An 18379-nucleotide genomic window follows, 5' to 3' on the forward strand; every position below is an offset into this window, starting at 1 on the left:
CGGGGTCGCGGGAAGGTTCCGGGGCCGTGTGTGGTTGGCGCAGGCATGGAGACTGTGGAGGTCGTGGTCATCGGTGCCGGGCAGGCGGGCCTGTCCAGCGCCTACCACCTGCGGCGTACGGGTCTTGTGCCCGGTACGGACTTCGTCGTCCTGGATCACTCGCCCGCGCCCGGCGGTGCGTGGCAGTTCCGGTGGCCGACCCTGACCTACGGCCGGGTCCACGGTATGCACGCGCTGCCCGGCATGGAGCTGACCGGAGCCGATGCCGGCCGCCCCTCGGCGGAGGTGATCGGCGAATACTTCCGCACGTACGAACACGTCTTCGACCTGCGGGTCCGGCGGCCCGTTGACGTGCGCGAGGTCCGGGAGGCCGGCCACGGCGATCGTCTCCTGGTGCGAACCTCGGAAGGTGACTGGTCGACACGGACAGTGATCAACGCGACGGGGACGTGGGACCGCCCGTTCTGGCCGCGCGTACAGGGGCAGGAGCTCTTCCGGGGCCGGCAACTGCACACCGCGCAGTACCCGGGCCCCTCCGCGGACGCCTTCGTGGACAAAGGGGTGGTGGTCGTCGGTGGCGGCACCTCAGCAGTGCAGCATCTGATGGAGATCGCCGAGGTCGCGCGGGAGACCGTGTGGGTGACGCGGCGGCCGCCGCTCTTCCGCACGGGCGGGTTCGGGCCGCAGGAGGGCCGTGCGGCCGTGGCGCTGGTGGAGGAACGGGTGCGCCGGGGGCTGCCTCCGCAGAGCGTGGTTTCGGTGACGGGACTGCCCATGACGGAGGAGCTGCGGCACGCCCGGGAGCGCGGGGTTCTGGAGCGGCGGCCGATGTTCTCCTCGGTGACCGCCGACGGGGTCCAGTGGGCTGACGGGAGCCGGGCAGCCGCCGACACGATCCTGTGGGCGACGGGGTTCCGCCCCGCCATCGACCATCTGGCACCGCTGCGACTGCGCGAGTCCGGCGGCGGCATCCGGCTGGACGGCACGCGGGCGGCACGCGACCCGCGCGTCCACCTGGTCGGTTACGGACCGTCGGCCAGCACCATCGGCGCCAACCGTGCGGGGAGAGCCGCCGTGCGGGACGTACGGGACCTGCTGGCGACGGCTGCCGGTACCTCGGACAGCGACGCGTCGGCGGCTCAGTCGGCCGCCTGAGCTGTCGGCCCACTGACGCGGACGGTGGTGCTCTGAGGAACTTCTCTGGGTTCCCTCTCGGCTCATGCAGGTGAACGGCCGGGTCATGCGCGCCGTCCGTGGTCCGGATCTGGTGCGTGGTGGGGTACTGCTGCGACAGTAGGCCCCGACGGTGATCATCCCCGCGGTCTGCTGCCGCGGGGCGGTATCCAGTGGGTCGCAGGCTCGGGTCGGCACGAAGCCGGTGAGGGTCGGCACGAAGGCTGACAGGTGAGGACGGAAGGAGGCGTCGTGCGCGTAGCGCTCTTCGTCACCTGTATCAACGACGCGCTCTATCCGCGTACGGGGCAGGCCGTGGTGACGCTGCTGGAGCGGCTCGGCGTGGAAGTGGATTTTCCCGACGCGCAGTCGTGCTGTGGGCAGCCGCAGTTCAACACCGGCTACCGGCACGCGACCGAGCCGTTGGTGGAGCGCTATGCCGACGCCTTCGAGGGGTACGACCACATCGTCGTGCCGTCCGGGTCGTGCGCGGCGATGGTGCGGGACAACTACCCGCGCATCGGCGCGAAGGCCGCTGCCGAGGGGCGGGGCCGGGTGCTGTCCGCGGCGGCGGAGCGAGTGGTGCCCCGCACCTACGAGCTCACGGAGTTTCTGGTCGACGTGCTGGGCGTCACGGACGTGGGGGCGTACTACCCGCACACCGTCACCTATCACCCGACCTGCCACGGGCTGCGCATGCTCACTCTCGGCGAGCGTCCCAGGCAGCTGCTGGAGCAGGTGGAGGGACTCCAGTTGAGGGAGCTGGAGGGCGCGGAGGAGTGCTGTGGTTTCGGAGGGACGTTCGCCGTGAAGAACGCGGCCGTCTCCTCCGCGATGGGCGCGGACAAGGCGCGCCACATCGAGGCGAGCGGCGCGGGGTCGGTCTGCGCGGTGGACAACTCCTGTCTGATGCACATCGGCGGCGTTCTCTCCCGCTCGGGTTCGCAGGTGCGCCCCCTGCACTTGGCGGAGATCCTGGCAAGTACCAGGAATGCGCCGCTGTGAGGTCTCAGCGGAGGACAGGAAGCCCCCGAGGCGAGCGTGACGAGCAGGGAGGCACGGTGAGCGTCACCTATCTGGGCATGCCGCCCTTCCCGCAGGCGGCACAGGACTCCACCCGGGACACCCGGCTGCGCAGCAACCTGCGGCACGCCACCCACACGATCCGCGACAAGCGGGCGGGCGCGGTGGCCGAGCTGCCGGACTGGGCGGCGCTTCGCACGGCTGGTGCACAGATCAAGGACCGCACGCTGCGCCATCTGGACACCTATCTGGAGCAGTTGGAGGCCGCCGTCACCGCGGCCGGCGGCACCGTGCACTGGGCGGTGGACGCGGCGGAGGCGAACGAGATCGTCACCCGGCTCGTACGGGAGACCGGCGAGCGCGAGGTCGTCAAGGTCAAGTCGATGGCGACCCAGGAGATCGGCCTCAACGAGGCGCTGGAGGACTCCGGGATCGCGGCCTACGAGACCGACCTGGCGGAGCTGATCGTGCAGCTCGGAGACGACCGGCCCTCGCACATTCTGGTGCCCGCCATCCACCGCAACCGCGGCGAGATCCGCGACATCTTCGCCGAGAAGATGGGCCGGTGGGGGCGGCCCGCGCCGGACGGGCTCGGCGACAGCCCCGCTCAGTTGGCTGAGGCCGCACGGCTGCACCTGCGGGAGAAGTTCCTGAACGCCAAGGTGGGCATCTCCGGAGCGAACTTCATGGTCGCGGAGAGCGGGACGCTCGTCGTCGTCGAGTCCGAGGGCAACGGCCGGATGTGTCTGACTCTTCCCGAGACGCTGATCTCGGTGGTCGGCATCGAGAAGGTCGTCCCCACGTGGCAGGACCTGGAGGTCTTCCTCCAACTGCTGCCGCGTTCCTCGACGGCCGAGCGGATGAACCCCTACACCTCGACCTGGGCGGGCAGCACCGAGAGCGACGGCCCCCGTGGTTTCCATCTCGTGCTGCTGGACAACGGCCGTACGGACACACTGGCCGACCAGGTGGGCCGGCAGACGCTGCGGTGCATCCGCTGCTCGGCGTGTCTCAACGTCTGTCCCGTCTACGAACGTGCGGGCGGGCACGCCTACGGATCGCCCTACCCGGGGCCCATCGGCGCGATCCTCACCCCGCAGCTCGACAGTGTGGAGACGGGCCTGGACGCCTCTTTGCCCTACGCCTCGTCGCTCTGCGGTGCCTGCTATGAGGTCTGCCCTGTGGCCATCGACATCCCCGAGGTGCTGGTGCACCTGAGGGAGCGTGTCGTGCAGGGCGGGACTGTCACGGTCCGCGGGCAGCGTACGACTGTGCGGCCTGCCAAGGGGCACGCGGCCGAACGAGCCGCCATGCGGGCGGCCTCCTGGACCTTCGATCACCCGCGCGCCCTGCGCGCAGGGGAGCGCCTTGCCGTGCGGGCCCGCCGGCTGGTGCCGAACAGGCTGCCGAGACCGGGCAGCGCCTGGACGGACACCAGGGACACGCCTCGGGTGCCGCCCGAGTCCTTCCGCGACTGGTGGCGCCGCACGCGCACACCCGCGGAGGCCACGGAGGCCGCAGGGAAGGGCGGAGAGGGAAAGGTCCGCCAGGAGAGGGCCGGAAGCGCCCGGAGGGAAGGACCGACAGGAGGGGTCCGATGAGCAGCCGTGAGACCGTGCTGGGCCGGGTGCGGCGCGCTTTGGCCGACGTGCCGCGCGGGGAGCGGCCCGACGAGGCGCCGGTCGGCCGCGACTATCTGCGGGTGCACGGGGAACGCAGCCCGCGGGAGACCGTTCGGCTGCTGACGGAGCATCTGACCGACTACCGGGCCAGGGTGCACCACTGCTCTCCCGCCGGGCTGCCGGAGGTGGTAGCCGAGCTGCTGTCACGACAGGGGTCGCGCAGTGTGGTGGCTCCCGCGGGGGTCCCGGACGCGTGGCTGCCGCGGGACGTCGAGCACGTCGCGGACTCGCCGACGTTGACTGCGCGCGATCTGGACGCGGTCGGCAGTGTGGTGACCGGCTGCGCGGTCGCCGTGGCCGAGACGGGCACGCTGGTGCTGGACGCCTCACGGGATCAGGGGCGGCGGAGCATCACGCTCGTGCCCGACCACCACGTCTGCGTGGTACGGGTGCCCGATCAGGTCGTCGGCTCGGTTCCGCAGGCGCTGGAGCGGCTGGATCCCGCCCGCCCCCAGACGTGGATCTCCGGCCCCTCGGCCACCAGCGACATCGAGCTGAACCGGGTGGAGGGCGTACACGGGCCGCGCACCCTCGATGTCGTGCTCGTCGGTGAGGATTCCTCGATGTTGTGACCGCTCGGCACCCCGGCTTGCGTGGCTCACGGGGACGCCAGTGGAAGATGTTCTTCAAGTTACTTACCGGAACCGGTGGTTCGGGGCGCGCGTGCGTGCAAAAGTTCGACGCGATCATCTTCCCCCAGTGCTTCCCACAAGGAGACACGCGCACGTGAGCCACTCCCCCATCTCCGCTCCCCACTTCGTGACGCCGGCCGGGCCCACGGAACCCGGCTTCAGACCCGACGCGCCGGTCAACAGACCGCTGCTGCTGGTCTTCATGTTCTCCGCCGCCGCACTGTCGGCCCTCTCCGGCATACTGAGCGCGTTGATGGTGTACCTGGGAGGCAAGGACCTCGCCGACCAGAACGTCCGCAACGCGGTCGACAGCGACCCTGCCGCCGTCGGCCTCCCGGCGGACACCCGGTCCGCCGATCTGCAGCGGATGTCCCCCACGGCCTGGGACGATGTCGTCACCCACTGGCAGGACACCATGTCCGCGCGCGCGGCGTTCGCCGCCGCACTGGCCGTGCTGGTTCTGGTGTGTGCGCTGCTGGCCCGCAACGCCTCCCTGTGGTCCCGTGCGGCCCTCAGCGTCGCGGTGCTGCTGGGAGGCGCCTTTCCGCACGTTCTGGTGCTGCGGGACGCCCCGCCGACAGGGCTCTACATGACCAGCCTCGCCGCCCCCGCGCTGGCCGTGGTCACCGTGGTGCTGTGCTGGTTGCCGACGGTGGGACGGTACGCCAAGGCCCGCGGCCGGTCCTGACCTCTCCGGCAGCTGCTGCTTCCGCCACGGGCCCGCCCAGCGCCGCGGACGAGGCGCAGCCTGGCGCCGGGGCGATGGGGACTCCCGTTCGGACCCGGCGCACCGCCGCCGCGTACCGGCGGTGAGACAGCCGAGCAGGCTGCTGCAGCGTACAGCTAGTCTGGTCGTCCGCACGGCAGCCGGAATCGAGCCTTCCGGGTGCCGCGACCGCCCGAACTCACCGGAGGCCCGCCATGAACCAGCCCGCGCCCCGCCAGGTCGCCTCGATCGAGGGGGTCGGTGTCCGCCGTGTGACCTCGGACCAGGTCATCCTCGACGGGATCGACTGGTCGGTGCGAGCCGGTGAGCACTGGGCGCTCCTGGGAGCCAACGGGGCGGGCAAGACGACCCTGCTCAAGCTGATCGGCGCCGTCATGCACCCCACCTCCGGCACCGTCGAGGTGCTGGGCAACCGCCTCGGCCGGGTGGACGTGCGGGAGCTGCGCGCCCACATCGGGCACGTGTCCACCTCCCAGCGCGTCCCCCAGGACGCGACGGCGCACACCGTCGTGCTGACCGGCGCGACGGGTACCGTGCAGCCACTGTGGCGCAAGTACGACGACGAGACCCGCCAGCTGGCCCACGACCTGCTGTCCGAGCTGGAGTGCAAGGAGCTCGCGGATCGGCCCTTCGGGGTGTGCTCCGGCGGGCAGCGGGCCCGCATCCTGATCGCCAGGGCGCTGATGCCCGCGCCGTCCCTGCTGCTGCTGGACGAACCGTTCAACGCCCTGGACCTGCCCTCTCGCGAGGACCTGATCGACGCGCTGCGCCGGCTGGCCGCGGACCGTCCGGCTCTGGCGACGGTCACGGTCACCCACCACCTGGAGGAGCTGCCGCCCACGACCAGTCACGCGCTGCTGCTGCGCGAGGGCCGGGTCGGCGCGTGCGGCCCTGTCGGCGAGGTGCTGACCGGAGAGCTGATGACCCGGTGCTTCGGCCGCCCCATCGACGTCACTCACCAGGACGGCCGGTGGCTGGCACGCTCGGGGCACCGCGGCTGAGAGGGCCGTTCCGGGGCCGGTCGGGTTCCGTCTCCGACAACTGCGGCGGTGCGAACAGGTCATCCCAGCCCCCGAGTCGACCCTTTGGTCGGTTCCTGGGCCGGAAGTCGGCCCCAGGCCCCCGAGTCGGTCCTAGGACCCGAGGCAGACCGCGTTCGGTCCCGCGCCCGTTCCGACGCGGCGTGGCCCGCCGTAGCGTCCCCGGCATGAACTCCACGACGACACGCAGCGGACACGGCGACCCCACAGGAACGCTGGACGAAGCCCTCGAACGCCTCCACTCCACCGGCCCCGAGTTCGAGGGCTGGCTCAGCAATCATGCTCCCATGGCGGTCGAGGCACTGGTGCGGCACGGAGAGACCCGCACGGTGCACCGTTGGCTCGACGGTTACGCGGAGAGGCTGGACGACCCGCCGAGCAGTCGCGCGCCCGTCACGGACTCCAACTGGCGTGCGGCGCTGGGCGACTCGGCCCGCCTCACGGACTGGACGCGTTTCTTCACCCACACGATGGAAGAGCGGCCCTGGCGCGATGTCCTCGCCCACTGGTGGCCGCTGCTGCTGCCCGGTATCGCCGGAGGCGCCACCCATCCGGTGATCAGGACGGGCCACGCGGTGCGCACTCTGCTCGCCGAGGACGGCGACACCGTACCGCGCCGTACGGAGCTCGCCCACGCGCTCGGTTACTGGGCGGCACGGCACAGCACTCTGGCAGAGACCGAGCCGCTTCCCGGCGCGGGTTCCGCCGACGAGGGCTACGAGGCCGCACCGCTGATCGCCGAACAGAGCGGCGGCATCCGCGAACGGCTCGCCCGGATCGCCGCGCTCCCCCTGCGGCCGCGTACGGCAGAGGCCGAAAACCAGGCGGAGCGAGAAGGGGGGAAGGCCGGTCCGCACGGAGGGAGCACCGATCCGGAGGGTGCTCGCGCCGACCTGGAGGAGATCGTGCGCGCCGCCACCCACCGGTACGCCACCCACGCGCACGGCTCACCCGTCATGCTGGTGCACGCGGCGACAGCTCCCAACGCCGTACTGCGCGTCCTGCCCGCGCTGCCCCGCGAGCTGTGGGCCGCGAGTGTCGACGCCGCCTGGGCGGCGAGCGCGGCCGTCACCGCCGTCTACGGGCCCTCGCAGGGCATGCCCGTTTCCGCGGGCGGCGGACTCACCCCGCGGGAGGCGTTCGCCGAGGCGGCCGCACACGGGGACGAGCACGCCATCAAGTTCGCGGACACCGCCCTCGACGTCGCCGCGCGGCGGAACGGCGACGATCCGCTCGCGGTGGCCGCCGTGCTGCGGACGACCGAGCTGATCGAACCCGCCCGCCGACCACGGTGATTCCACGTCCCCACGGCGCGGTCGCAGGCTCCCCCTCAAGGCTGCGGAAGCAGTTGGGCCGCTGTCGCGGTGATGGTGGCCACGGCATGGGTGAGGGTAGGGATCTCCCGGGCGCCGAGGCGGGTGACGGCCACGATGCGGCGGGCCGGTGCCGGTTCTCCGTGCAGCGGGATGCGTTCCACCGGCGAGTCCTCGCGCAGCCGTGCCAGGCGCGGTACGAGGATCACTCCGAAACCGTGGGCGACCAGCGCGGTTCCGGTGTCCCACTCGTCGGCGTAGTGGGCAATGTGGGGTGTGAATCCGGCGCTCATGCAGGCGGCGAGTACCAGCCGCTGATAGGTCGTTCCCGGGTTGCCCACGATCCACGCCTCCCTCGCGGCGTCGGCGAGCGTGACCTGTTGTCGCTGGGCCAGCGGATGGCCCTGCGGGACGACCAGGTCCAGCGGGTCGTCCAGAAGCGGCCGCTGGTCGAAGCGGTGGTCCGTCATGGGTGGCGAGTCCGCGGTGACGACCAGCAGCGCGAGGTCGGCCTCTTCGGAGAGCAGAAGGTCGAAGCAGCGGTCGGGTTCGGCCTCGATGATGCGGACCGTCAGGTGGGGGTAAGCGTCGCGCAGGCCGGCGGCGGCCGGTGGCAGCAGGCGGCTGGCGGCGGTGGAGAAGCCGCACAGCGTGACCTGTCCCGTGGGCTCCGTCCCGACGGCGGCCAGTTCGGCGCGGGCGAGTTCCCACTGCTCCTTGAGGCGTTCCGTGTGGCGCAGCAGGACGCGGGCCGCGTTCGTCAGCCGGATGCCGCGGCCCTGCTGGACCACCAGTTCCACCCCGACCTCGCCGGCGAGCTGCCGCAGTTGGTAGGAGACGGCAGAGGGTGTGTAGTGCAGTGCCTGTGCGGCGGCGGTCACCGTACCGTGCTCGGCGACCATCTGCAGGATGCGGAGCCGGGGGTCAATCATGCGAACAGGTTGCACGATCGGCCCGGCGATCGTTCGTCTCCGTTCGCCCCTTTTTGAGGTCACTGCCGAGACACGCGACGGTGTGCCCGGCGTCGTGGTGGTGCTGGGCGGGCGCCCTAAGAGCGTTCCCGCCCGTTCCAGGCAGCGGCTTCCCTCCGGTCAGGCGTCTATCACCAGGTCTTCCAGGGGTGTTGAGCAGCACAGCAGTATCTTGTTGCGGGCTGTGTCGCGAGGGCGGATGCCGCCGTTGTGGCGCATGTCGACGGATCCCTTCTCCAGCGTGGTCATGCAGGAGCCGCAGACGCCCTCACCGCACGAGGACGGAAGGGTGACGCCCGCCCGTGCCGCGGCTTCCAGTACGGGGGTTCCCGCGTCGCAAGCCAGGGTCGTCCCACTGCGGGCGAGCTTCACGGTGAACGTCGCGGCGCCCGCGGGCGCGGCCCCCGGGTCGGCCCCGGTCGTCCGCCCCCTGGTGGTCTCGAAGCGCTCCTGCGCGGTCCGGAAGCTCTCCTGCGCCGCCCCGAAGCCCTCCTGTGCGGCATCGAAGCTCTCCTGGTGGTAGTGCTCCCTGGGGAAGTCCGCTGCCGAGAGCATCCGACGCACAGCGCGCATGTAGCCGGGGGGTCCGCAGGTGAACACCTCGCGTTCGGGGAAGTCGGGCGCGATCCGCCGCAACAGGTCGGGCGTGAGGCGACCGCGGTGGCCAAGCCACGGTGGTGGTGCCGGCCCGTCGTCCTCGCACACGTGGACGACGCGCACATGCGGTGCGGTCCGGGCGATCAGCTCCAGTTCCTGCCGGAAGGGAACGTCCTCCAGGGTGCGGGCGCTGTGCACGAAAACCACATCGGCAGGCGAGGCGAGGTCGTAGAGGGTCCTGGTCATGGACATCAGGGGTGTGATCCCGCTGCCGCCGGAGAGGAAGAGGTAGGAGGGAGCCGGGTACCGGGCCGTTGAGAAGTGTCCGAGGGGCCCGCGGGCCCGCACGAGGTCGCCCGGGGCGAGCTGATCGTGCAGCCAGTTCGACACCAGCCCTCCGGGGACCCTCTTCACGGTGATCGCGACGACGTGCGGGCGAGTCGGCGCGGAGGAGAGCGTGTAGCACCGATCGACCTCCCGACCGTCGATGCGGAAGGTGAACGCGAGGTACTGTCCCGGCTCGTACCGGAAGAGTCCGGGCGTGGCCGGCTCGAAGACGAACGTCTTCATCTCGGCGGTGACGGTCTGGATGTGCGTGCACACCAGCCGCTGGTCCTGTGCACCGTCACCCTCGCGGTACGGGGCCCCTGGCTCGGAGCACTCGGCACCGGGCGGAGCGAGCAGGTCGTTCATGGCCGCAGCTCCTCTCGCAGGCGGGCGAGGTACCAGGTGCAGAACGCCTCGACCTGGTACTCCGTCGGTGCGTAGGGGCCGGGCTCGTAGGCCGGGTTCGCGACCCCCTGCTGGGCGCGGGCGACGAGGCGTGCGTCCTGCTCGTTCGTCGCGGTCCACACCTTCGTCAGCGTGCCCGGGTCGTAGTCCTCGCCCTCCACGGCTTCCGGGTGGACGAGCCAGGTGGTGCGCAGCAGGGTCTTGTCCGGGGCAAGCGGAAGGACGCTGAAGGTGACAGCGTGGTCGCCGAGGACGTGGAACCAGGAGTTGGGTTGCAGGTGCAGGGCCAGGTGTCCGAGGCGCGGCGTGGGCAGGTCGCCCAGCAGGCGGCGGCACGCCGCTGTCCCGTCCGGGGTGAAGGACTCGCCGGCGAGGTCGAGCGCGTCGCGCTGGATCCGGAACCCGGTGGTGCGCTCGTGGAGTTCCTCGATGAGCGCGTACGGCAGGCCGAGCCTCTCGTACGTGGCACGCATCTCGGCGTCGGCTCGCAGGTAGCGTTCGTGCGCCTGGCGCAGGTTCGCGGGGACGCTGTCGCGCGTGTAGCCGTACGTGGGAAAGAAGGTGCGCAGCAGTTCGGGGTGGCCGTCGCAGTGGTAGCACTCCCGGTTGTTCTCCATCACGAGTTTCCAGTTGCCGTTCTCGACGAGGTCGCAGCGCGCCGCCACCTTCGCGCGGCGTAGCTCGTGGGGCGCCAGGTAGGGCTCGATGCGGGCCGCGACCTCGGGGAAGTCGGCGGGCGGCTCATCGGCGAGGCAGACGAACACGAGTCCGCCGACGCTGCGTACGTGCACGGTTTTCAAAGCGAAGCAGTCGCGGTCGAAGTCCGGTGGCTGGGCGGGAGCGTGCCGGAGCGCGCCGTCGGTTCCGTAGGTCCACTTGTGGTAGCCGCACACGAGGTTGCCGACCGATCCGCGCCCCTCGTCCAGCATGCGGGCGCCGCGGTGCCTGCAGACGTTGTGGAACGCCCGGAGGCCGCCTTCGTCGTCGCGCAGGACGATGACCGAGTAGGGGCCGATCTCCACCGTGGAGCAGTCGCCGGGCTCGGGCACTTCGGCGTCCACGGCGACGAAGAGCCACTGGCGGGTGAAGATCGCCGTGATGTCGAGGTCGAAGAACGTGCGGTCGGTGTAGTACGGCCCTTCCAGGCTGTGGCCGGCGACCCGCCGCGCCACCGCGTCCAAGAGCCGGCTTTTCCCGGGTTCCATGGTGCCTGCCAGTGGTGTCACGCTGTGCTCCTCTCGGTGCTGTACGAGTGGTAGCGCCCTCCGCACTGTCGGTCCGTACATGCAGGGCCCGGGCCGGTGCCAGGGGGCGCACGTCGGGTCTCCGAGCGCCGTCTCTTCACGGAGAGGGAGGCGGAGGGCGGATTCGGGGCTTCACATCGGCAGACACAGCCGCAGTGCGTCCAGGACCGCGGCATGGATGTTGCGGCTGGTGACGGCGTCGCCGATCCGGAACAGCTGGTAGTGGCCCTCGGGGTTCGCGACGTCGTGCTGCGGTTCGCCTGCCAGCAGTTCGCGGTGGCCGACCCGGCCGAGGTTGCTCGACGCGGGCAGCAGTTCGCGGTAGAGGTCCGTGTGGGGCAGCGTGCCGTGCTCCACCACCACGTGCTCCACCGTCCGCTCGATCTGCCGTGCCGCGTACTCACTGCGCAGGGTCGCGACGAGGCGCCCTTCCTCCGCTCGCCGTACCGACACCAGCCGGTGCGCCGGCGTGGTGGTCACCGCGTACTCGGCGAACGCTTGCAGATACGCGGGTGCGTTCATGCTGCCGACGTCAGGGGCGAGCGTTCGCTCGGGTGTCACGTATTCGAGCGGCACGCCCTGCCGGGCCAGCACCTCCACGGCGTCCAGTGCCGGGTAGGCCCCGTTGTCGTCGTAGACCAGCACGCGTCCCCGGGGGCGGAGGGAGCCGCTGAGCACGTCCCAGGTGTCGGCCACGGTGTCGGCGCCCTGCGTCAGGAACGTGGTGTTGGGCAGGCCGCCCGTGGCGATGAGGACGATGTCGGGGCGTTCGGTGCGCACGTCCTCCGCTTCCGCCAGAACTCCGAGCCTGAGGTCGACGCCCAGCAGGGCGCACTCGTCGACGCGCCAGTCGACGATGCCGAGGAGCTCTCGCCTGCGCGGGTTGGCGGCGGCGATGCGGACCTGGCCGCCGGGCAGCGCGCCTGCCTCGAAGAGCACGACGTCGTGTCCGCGTTCGCCCAGCACACGGGCCGCTTCAAGGCCGGCGGGACCGCCGCCGACGATCACGGCCTTCTTCCGCTCGACCGCACGCGTCACCGTGTGCGGCAGCTGGAGCTCCCGCCCGGTGGCGGGGTTGTGGACGCACTTGGTGTCGCCGGAGTCGTAGATCGCGTCCAGGCAGTAACTCGCGCCCACACAGGGCCGGATACGGTCCTCGTTCCCGGCGGCCACCTTGGCCACCAGGTGCGGGTCCGCGATCTGGGCCCTGGTCATGCCGACGAGGTCGAGCATGCCCTCCCGCACGGCGTGCCGCGCGGTGGCGACATCGGCGATACGTCCCGCGTGCATCACCGGGACGTCGAGCCGCCGCCTGACCTCCGCGGTGAACTCCAGGAACGGTGCCGAGGGCGTGCCCATGGACGGGATCGCCCGCGCCAGGGTGGCGTCGCTCTCGATCGAGCCCCGGATGGTACTGAGGAAGTCGATACCGTCCGCGATGTACGCCCCGGCCGCCTCCAGCGCCTCCTCCAGCATGAGCCCGTCCGGCCTGTCCTCCTCCATCATCATGCGGATACCGACGACGAAATCGGGGCCGACCGCGGACCGGATCGCGCGGATCACCCGGCGGGGGAATGCCATGCGCCGGGTCAGACTGCCGCCGAGTTCGTCGCTGCGCTGATTCGTCGTAGGCGACAGGAAACCGTCCAGGAAGTGGCCGTACGACTGGATCTCTATGCCGTCCAGGCCACCCTCCCGGCAGCGCGCGGCCGCGTCGGCGTAGTCCCGCACGACGCGGTCCAGGTCCCACGGCTCGGCCTCCTTGGGAAAGGCACGGTGTGCGGGTTCGCGCAGGGGCGAGGCGGAAAGGACCGGCAACCAGTCGCCCGCGTAATTGCTGGTACGCCGCCCCAGGTGAGTGACCTGGCACATCACAGCGGCGCCTTCGGCGTGGACGTCGTCGGCCAGCCGGCGCAGCCAGGGGACCACTTCGTCGCGGTAGAGCAGCAGATTGCCGAAGGAGGGCGGGCTGTCGGGTGATACGACGGCCGAGCCGCCGATCATCGTCAGACCGACCCCGCCCCGGGCCTTTTCCACGTGGTACCTGCGGTAACGGTCCCGTGGCAGTCCCTCCTGCCCGAACGCCGGTTCGTGCGAGGTGCTGACCACCCTGTTGCGCAGGGTGAGGTTCTTGAGCGTGTAGGGCTGGAGCAGAGGATCCGTCATTCGTGTACGCATGGCACTCCTCGTGAACCGTCCGGGACCCGGAGGACGTTGCCCCGTCTCCGGCGCCGTCGTGACCGCCGCGGCACCACGCCACAGCGGTGACGGGATGACAGGGCCGACCGACGCCGCACCGGATGCGGAGCCGGTCGGGTCGGTGCGTGCGCCGAAGCGAGCCCCACACACCGGACCCGGCCGTCGAGACGGGGAGGGGACGCACTTCAGCGCCGCACTCCCAGCGTGGAGCCGGCCGCCTTGACGGACAATCAAGCGCTCTGACAGGAAACCGTGCGAACCCACTGCAAGATCGACATATGTCGCACCGCTTCCCTCCGCGGCCCACGCCTGCTACCGAGGGAAGCCGCGCGGCGCCCCCGTACGTCCTTCGGGCGGCGCGCTACCCGAGACGTCCCTCGCTCGCCGCAGGGAGCCCCGACAGCGCTACTGCCGGGAAGACGGCGGAGGACCGGTATCGCCCGCGTCAGCCGATCTGGGCGGCGAATGCCGCGTACGCCCCCTCGTCGAAGAGCACGAACCTGACCTCCTCGACCGCCGTGTCCGTCCCGCGCACCGCCGCCACCGCGATCCGCGCGGCGTCCGCCACCGGCCAGCCATAAGCCCCGGTGGAGATGGCGGGAAACGCGACCGTTCGCGCACCGAGTTCGTCCGCGACGCGCAGACACTCCACAAAGCAGGAGGAGAGCAGCGCGGAATCGCCGCCGGAATCCCGGTACACCGGGCCGACCGTGTGGATGACCCAGCGGGCCGCGAGCCGTCCCGCCGTCGTGGCGACGGCCTGGCCGGTGGGAAGGCCGCGCCCGTAGTGTCCCGCGCGCAGTGTGCGGCACTCGGCGAGAATGGCGGGGCCACCCTTGCGGTGGATCGCACCGTCCACGCCTCCCCCGCCCAGCAGCGAGGAGTTGGCGGCGTTGACGACGGCGTCGGCGTCCTGCTCGGTGATGTCGCCCCGCACCAGGGTGATGTTCGTCGGCATGTGCACCATCCTGGCGCGGCGGGCGGCTGGACGCACACGGGTTGTCCGCTGCGCGCCCCCTGGTGGGCGTGCGCGCGTTCGTATTAGCTTGCCCCACCGCTTCTTGGCCCGCTCACCGCTTCGCTGCACCCTTCTCGCTGGAAGGACGGTTCCTGATGACCCGTACTCCCTCTCGTCGTTTCCTGATGGCCGGCGGCACGGCCGCCGCCTTCGCCACCCCGTTGCTGGGGCACACGGCTATCGCGGCACCGCCGGACCGGTCGGGGGGCGGACACGGCGGGCGGCGGGTGACGCCGGGCGCCGACGTGGCGGCGGCCGAAGGGTGGCGCGTACTGCGGGGCCGGAAGGTCGGTGTCGTCAGCAATCCGACGGGAGTGCTGAGGGACGCCCGGCACGTGGTCGACTCGATGGCCGAAAGGGACGAGTTGCACATCGTCGGTGTCTTCGGCCCCGAACACGGCTTCCGGGGCAGCGCGCAGGCGGGCGATTCCGAACCCGAGTTCGAAGACCCCCGCACCGGTCTGACGGTCTACGACGCGTACGGCGCGGACGCGGCGAAGATGGCCGCTCTCTTCCGCAAGGCCGGAGTCGACACGGTCGTCTTCGACATCCAGGACGTGGGGGTGCGCTTCTACACCTACATCTGGACGATGTACCACGCGATGGTCGCCGCCCGGGACATCGGAGCGGCCTTCGTCGTCCTGGACCGGCCGAACCCGATCGGGCGCAGAGCCGACGGCCCGCTGCTGACACCGGAGTACGCCTCCGGTGTCGGCCTCAAGCCGATCATCCAGCAGCACGGCATGACCGTGGGCGAGCTGGCTCGCTACTTCAACGGCGAGCTGCTGCCCGTCGATGGCGACGGCGGCGCAGTCGAGCTGGAGGTCGTACAGGTGCGCGGCTGGTCTCCCCGTACGACAGCACAGCACACGGGGCTGCCCTGGGTGCCGCCGTCCCCGAACATGCCGACGCCCGACACCGCCACCGCCTACGCGGGCACCGGCTACTTCGAGGGAACGAACCTGTCCGAGGGGCGGGGCACCACCCAGCCGTTCCAGTTCGTCGGAGCGCCCTATCTGGACTACCACTACAGCGACCGCCTCAACGCCCTGCGCCTGCCGGGTGTGCGTTTTCGTGAGGGCTATTTCGTGCCCACCTTCAGCAAGCACGAGGGCAAGACCTGCGCGGGTGTCCAGCTCCTGGTGACCGACCCGGAACGGTACGAGGCGGTGCCGACCGCTGTCGCCATGCTGCGGGAGGCCATGCGGTACGACGACTTCGCCTGGCGCAAGGATCCCGACACGAAGCGGCCGTACTGGATCGACAAACTGTCGGGCTCTCCGCGGCTGCGGAAGATGCTCGACGCGGGCGCGTCCCTGGACGAGGTCACCGGATCCTGGCGCCGTGAAGTCCGCGACTTCGAGCGGACCAGGCGGCGGTACCTGCTCTACCGGTGAAGAGCCCCGCGGACCAGCGGCCCACTCCTGCCGGTGGGCCGCCGGCCGACCGTCCTGGACGCTGTCAGCCGGCTACCACGTCGGCCGGCTCGCGGTCGTCCGGCGCCCCGTCCGTGCCGGTCGTCTCCCCGTCACGGCGCACCAGGGCCGCGTACTTGCCGTTCGCCGCGAGAAGCTCCTCGTGGGAGCCCCGCTCCGCGATGCGGCCGCCGTCCAGGACGACGATCTGGTCGGCGCCGCGGATGGTGGAGAGGCGGTGCGCGATGGTGAGGGTGGTACGCCCCGCCGACAGCGCGTCGATGGCCTCCTGCACGGCGCGTTCGGTACGGGTGTCGAGCGCACTGGTGGCCTCGTCGAGGATCAGCACAGGCGGGTCCCTGAGAATGGTGCGCGCGAGCGCGAGGCGCTGTTTCTCGCCGCCGGAGAAGCGGTAGCCGCGCTCTCCGACGAGGGTGTCGTAGCCGTCCGGCAGGGCGGCGATCTGGTCGTGGATCTGAGCGGCCCTGGCAGCGGCGCGCAGTTCCTCGTCGGAGGCCGCCGGTTTGGCGAAGCGCAGGTTCTCCGCGACGGTGGCGTGGAAGAGGTACGTCTCCTGGGACACGACACCCACCGCCTCGGAGAGCGTGGCGAAACCGAGGTCGCGGACGTCCACGCCGTCGAGAGTGACGCGGCCCGCGCTCACGTCGTAGAGCCGCGGCACCAGGTAGCTCAGGGTGCTCTTGCCCGACCCGGTGGCTCCCACGATGGCGAGGCTGCTGCCCGGAGGGACGCTCAGATCGACGCCGTTCAAAGTACGCGCCTGCGCGTCGACGGCGCTGCCGGCAGTGCCGGTGCCCGCGGGCATGCCGGTGTCACGGGAAGCGTCCTCATCGTAGGAGAAGTCGACACTCTCGAAGCGCACTTCGCCTCGCACCGAGGGGAGGACGACAGGGTGCTCGGGCTCGGTGATGGTGACGGGCAGATCGAGGTATTCGAAGATGCGCTGGAAGAGGGCCAGCGAGGTCTGCATCTCCACGCCCGTGGTCAGCAGCGAGACGGTCGGCCGCAGCAGCCCCTGCTGGAGGGTGACGAAAGCGACGAGGGTGCCGATGGAGAACGCCGGGCCGCCGAATTGGGTGAGCATGCCGGCCGTCCAGTAGAGCAGGGCGGGGATGGCGGCCATGACGATGCCGATGGTGGCCATCCGCCAGCGCCCCGCCATGTTGGAGCGCACCTCCAGGCCGACGAGGCGCTCGGACTCGTCCGCGAAGCCGCGGGTGAGCGAGTCGGACCTGCCCATGGTGCGTCCGAGCAGGATGCCGCTGACCGACAGTGACTCGGTGACCAGCGCGGAGAGCACGGCCATCTGTTTCTGCCTGTCGGTGGCGATGCGCTTGCGTTCCCGCCCCACGCGCCGGCTCACCCACACGAAGAAGGGCAGCAGCGCGAGGGAGGCGAGGGTGAGCCGCCAGTCGAGGGCGAGCATGGCGACGATGGTGGCGACCACGCTGGTCAGGTTGGAGACGAGCGAGGTGGCGGTCGAGGTGACCGTCGCCTGCATACCACCGATGTCGTTGGCGATGCGGGACTGGACCTCACCCGTCCGTGTGCGCGTGAAGAAGGCGAGCGGCATCCGCTGGAGCTTGGCGTAGACACCCGTGCGCAGATCGTGCATGACGCGCTGACCCACGGTGGTGCTGATCAGCGTCTGCAGCACGCCGAAGACACTGGTCATGACGGCGGTGAGGATCATGCCGAGGGCCAGCAGCGAGAGCAGACCGGTGCGCTGCTCGGGAATGGCGACGTCCAGGATCTCGCGCAGCAGGAACGGCGACGCCACGGAGACCAGCGAGGAGGCGGCCACCAGGAGACCGACCAGGGTCAGTCGGCCGCGGTAGGGGCGGAACAGGCGCAGGATGCGGCGCACCTGGGCGGGCTGCTCGGGCGTCGAAGGGTCCTTCGGTTCCGGCGTCCAGCCGGGCTCTGCATGGCGCAAGGGTCTCCTCTGGGTCGGTGGTGCGGGGCCGGAGTGCGACGAGTGCGGCCCATCCGTGTGCCGTCCACCCGTCACACCCCGTGTGCCGTTCGCCGTCGGAATTCCGGAGCATAGTTCATGGTTACCTATACTCACAATGAACATCATCCTGATAGCTTGCGGTCATGCCCCAGCACTCCGCCGACGAACACGCCTCCGACCTGGCTGACCAGCTCCTGCGCCTGACCAAGCGGATCAACCACGCCCACCGGCAGAACTTCGCCCCGGTGGGAGTCACACCTGCGCAGGCCCGGATGCTGCGGACCGTCTCGCACAGTCCGCAGCCACCACGGATGGCGGACCTCGCCGAGCGGCTGGGCGTCGTGCCACGGCAGGTGACGAGCCTCATCGACGCCCTGGAGGAGCGCGGCCTGGTGCGCCGCTCCCCCGACGCCGCGAACCGCCGGGTGACCCGGATCGAGCTGACACAGGGCGGCTCCCACGCGCTGGAGGAGCTCAGGCAGGCCCGCCGGGCGGCGGCGCAAGAGCTGCTGGCCCCGCTGACCTCCGCGCAGCGCGACGAGCTCAGCAGCCTGCTGGCGTTGCTGGACGGGCGGGGCCACAGTTCGGCGTAGCCGGGCAGCACGAGCGTTGTCCGGCCGGTACGACCCCCACGG

The 18379-nt window shown here is 71.0% G+C and carries 15 protein-coding genes; 9 read left to right on the plus strand and 6 right to left on the minus strand.

Annotated elements, in window-relative coordinates; translation table 11 throughout:
• Positions 1 to 45: 45 nt before the first annotated feature.
• The 7 genes from DTL70_RS14645 to DTL70_RS14675 all read left to right on the plus strand — a co-directional run bounded on the left by DTL70_RS14645 (position 46) and on the right by DTL70_RS14675 (position 7572).
• Entirely contained in the window at positions 46 to 1155 is a 1110-nt protein-coding gene (locus DTL70_RS14645) for an NAD(P)-binding domain-containing protein (RefSeq protein WP_114022360.1), read from the plus strand.
• Between the two features lie 270 nt (positions 1156 to 1425).
• Positions 1426 to 2178 (plus strand): (Fe-S)-binding protein, encoded by a 753-nt coding sequence (locus tag DTL70_RS14650; protein WP_114022361.1) that lies wholly within the window; start codon positions 1426 to 1428, stop codon positions 2176 to 2178.
• Between the two features lie 56 nt (positions 2179 to 2234).
• Positions 2235 to 3797, plus strand: coding sequence for a lactate utilization protein B (locus DTL70_RS14655; protein ID WP_245979372.1), 1563 nt, complete (start codon positions 2235 to 2237; stop codon positions 3795 to 3797).
• Complete coding sequence (locus DTL70_RS14660) at positions 3794 to 4450, plus strand: LutC/YkgG family protein (RefSeq protein WP_114022362.1); 657 nt, start codon at positions 3794 to 3796, stop codon at positions 4448 to 4450. The genes DTL70_RS14655 and DTL70_RS14660 overlap by 4 nt, the downstream gene beginning before the upstream one ends.
• Positions 4451 to 4604: 154 nt before the next feature.
• Entirely contained in the window at positions 4605 to 5198 is a 594-nt protein-coding gene (locus tag DTL70_RS14665) for a hypothetical protein (RefSeq protein WP_114022363.1), read from the plus strand.
• 233 nt (positions 5199 to 5431) lie between these two features.
• Positions 5432 to 6238, plus strand: coding sequence for an ABC transporter ATP-binding protein (locus tag DTL70_RS14670; protein WP_114022364.1), 807 nt, complete (start codon positions 5432 to 5434; stop codon positions 6236 to 6238).
• A gap of 206 nt (positions 6239 to 6444) precedes the next feature.
• Complete coding sequence (locus tag DTL70_RS14675) at positions 6445 to 7572, plus strand: questin oxidase family protein (protein ID WP_114022365.1); 1128 nt, start codon at positions 6445 to 6447, stop codon at positions 7570 to 7572.
• A 35-nt stretch (positions 7573 to 7607) separates the two neighbouring features.
• Here the strand turns inward: DTL70_RS14675 and DTL70_RS14680 are convergent, their stop codons facing one another.
• The 5 genes from DTL70_RS14680 to DTL70_RS14700 all read right to left on the minus strand — a co-directional run bounded on the left by DTL70_RS14680 (position 7608) and on the right by DTL70_RS14700 (position 14291).
• On the minus strand, positions 7608 to 8522 hold the full coding sequence (locus DTL70_RS14680) for a LysR family transcriptional regulator (protein WP_114022366.1): 915 nt from the start codon (positions 8520 to 8522) through the stop codon (positions 7608 to 7610).
• A gap of 159 nt (positions 8523 to 8681) precedes the next feature.
• Complete coding sequence (locus DTL70_RS14685; protein ID WP_114022367.1) at positions 8682 to 9851, minus strand: FAD-binding oxidoreductase; 1170 nt, start codon at positions 9849 to 9851, stop codon at positions 8682 to 8684.
• Positions 9848 to 11116: an aromatic ring-hydroxylating oxygenase subunit alpha gene (locus tag DTL70_RS14690; protein WP_245979373.1), complete on the minus strand. Its 1269-nt coding sequence runs from the start codon at positions 11114 to 11116 to the stop codon at positions 9848 to 9850. The genes DTL70_RS14685 and DTL70_RS14690 overlap by 4 nt, the downstream gene beginning before the upstream one ends.
• A 150-nt stretch (positions 11117 to 11266) precedes the next feature.
• Positions 11267 to 13312 (minus strand): NADH:flavin oxidoreductase, encoded by a 2046-nt coding sequence (locus tag DTL70_RS14695; RefSeq protein ID WP_114022369.1) that lies wholly within the window; start codon positions 13310 to 13312, stop codon positions 11267 to 11269.
• Positions 13313 to 13778: 466 nt separating this feature from the next.
• Entirely contained in the window at positions 13779 to 14291 is a 513-nt protein-coding gene (locus DTL70_RS14700) for an O-acetyl-ADP-ribose deacetylase (RefSeq protein WP_114022370.1), read from the minus strand.
• A 155-nt stretch (positions 14292 to 14446) separates the two neighbouring features.
• Here DTL70_RS14700 and DTL70_RS14705 point away from each other — a divergent pair, with 155 nt between their 5' ends.
• A complete protein-coding gene (locus DTL70_RS14705) occupies positions 14447 to 15748 on the plus strand; it encodes an exo-beta-N-acetylmuramidase NamZ family protein (RefSeq protein ID WP_114022371.1) in 1302 nt (433 codons plus the stop codon).
• Positions 15749 to 15812: 64 nt separating this feature from the next.
• On the opposite strand, the gene DTL70_RS14710 is transcribed toward DTL70_RS14705, so the two are convergent.
• Positions 15813 to 17723, minus strand: coding sequence for an ABC transporter ATP-binding protein (locus DTL70_RS14710; protein ID WP_147266780.1), 1911 nt, complete (start codon positions 17721 to 17723; stop codon positions 15813 to 15815).
• A 164-nt stretch (positions 17724 to 17887) separates the two neighbouring features.
• Between DTL70_RS14710 and DTL70_RS14715 the strand changes: the two genes are divergently transcribed.
• Positions 17888 to 18337, plus strand: coding sequence for a MarR family winged helix-turn-helix transcriptional regulator (locus DTL70_RS14715; protein WP_114022372.1), 450 nt, complete (start codon positions 17888 to 17890; stop codon positions 18335 to 18337).
• The last annotated feature ends 42 nt before the right edge of the window (positions 18338 to 18379 follow it).

Origin of the sequence: Streptomyces diacarni (assembly GCF_003323715.1) — a bacterium.
Taxonomy (GTDB): Bacteria; Actinomycetota; Actinomycetes; order Streptomycetales; family Streptomycetaceae; genus Streptomyces; species Streptomyces diacarni.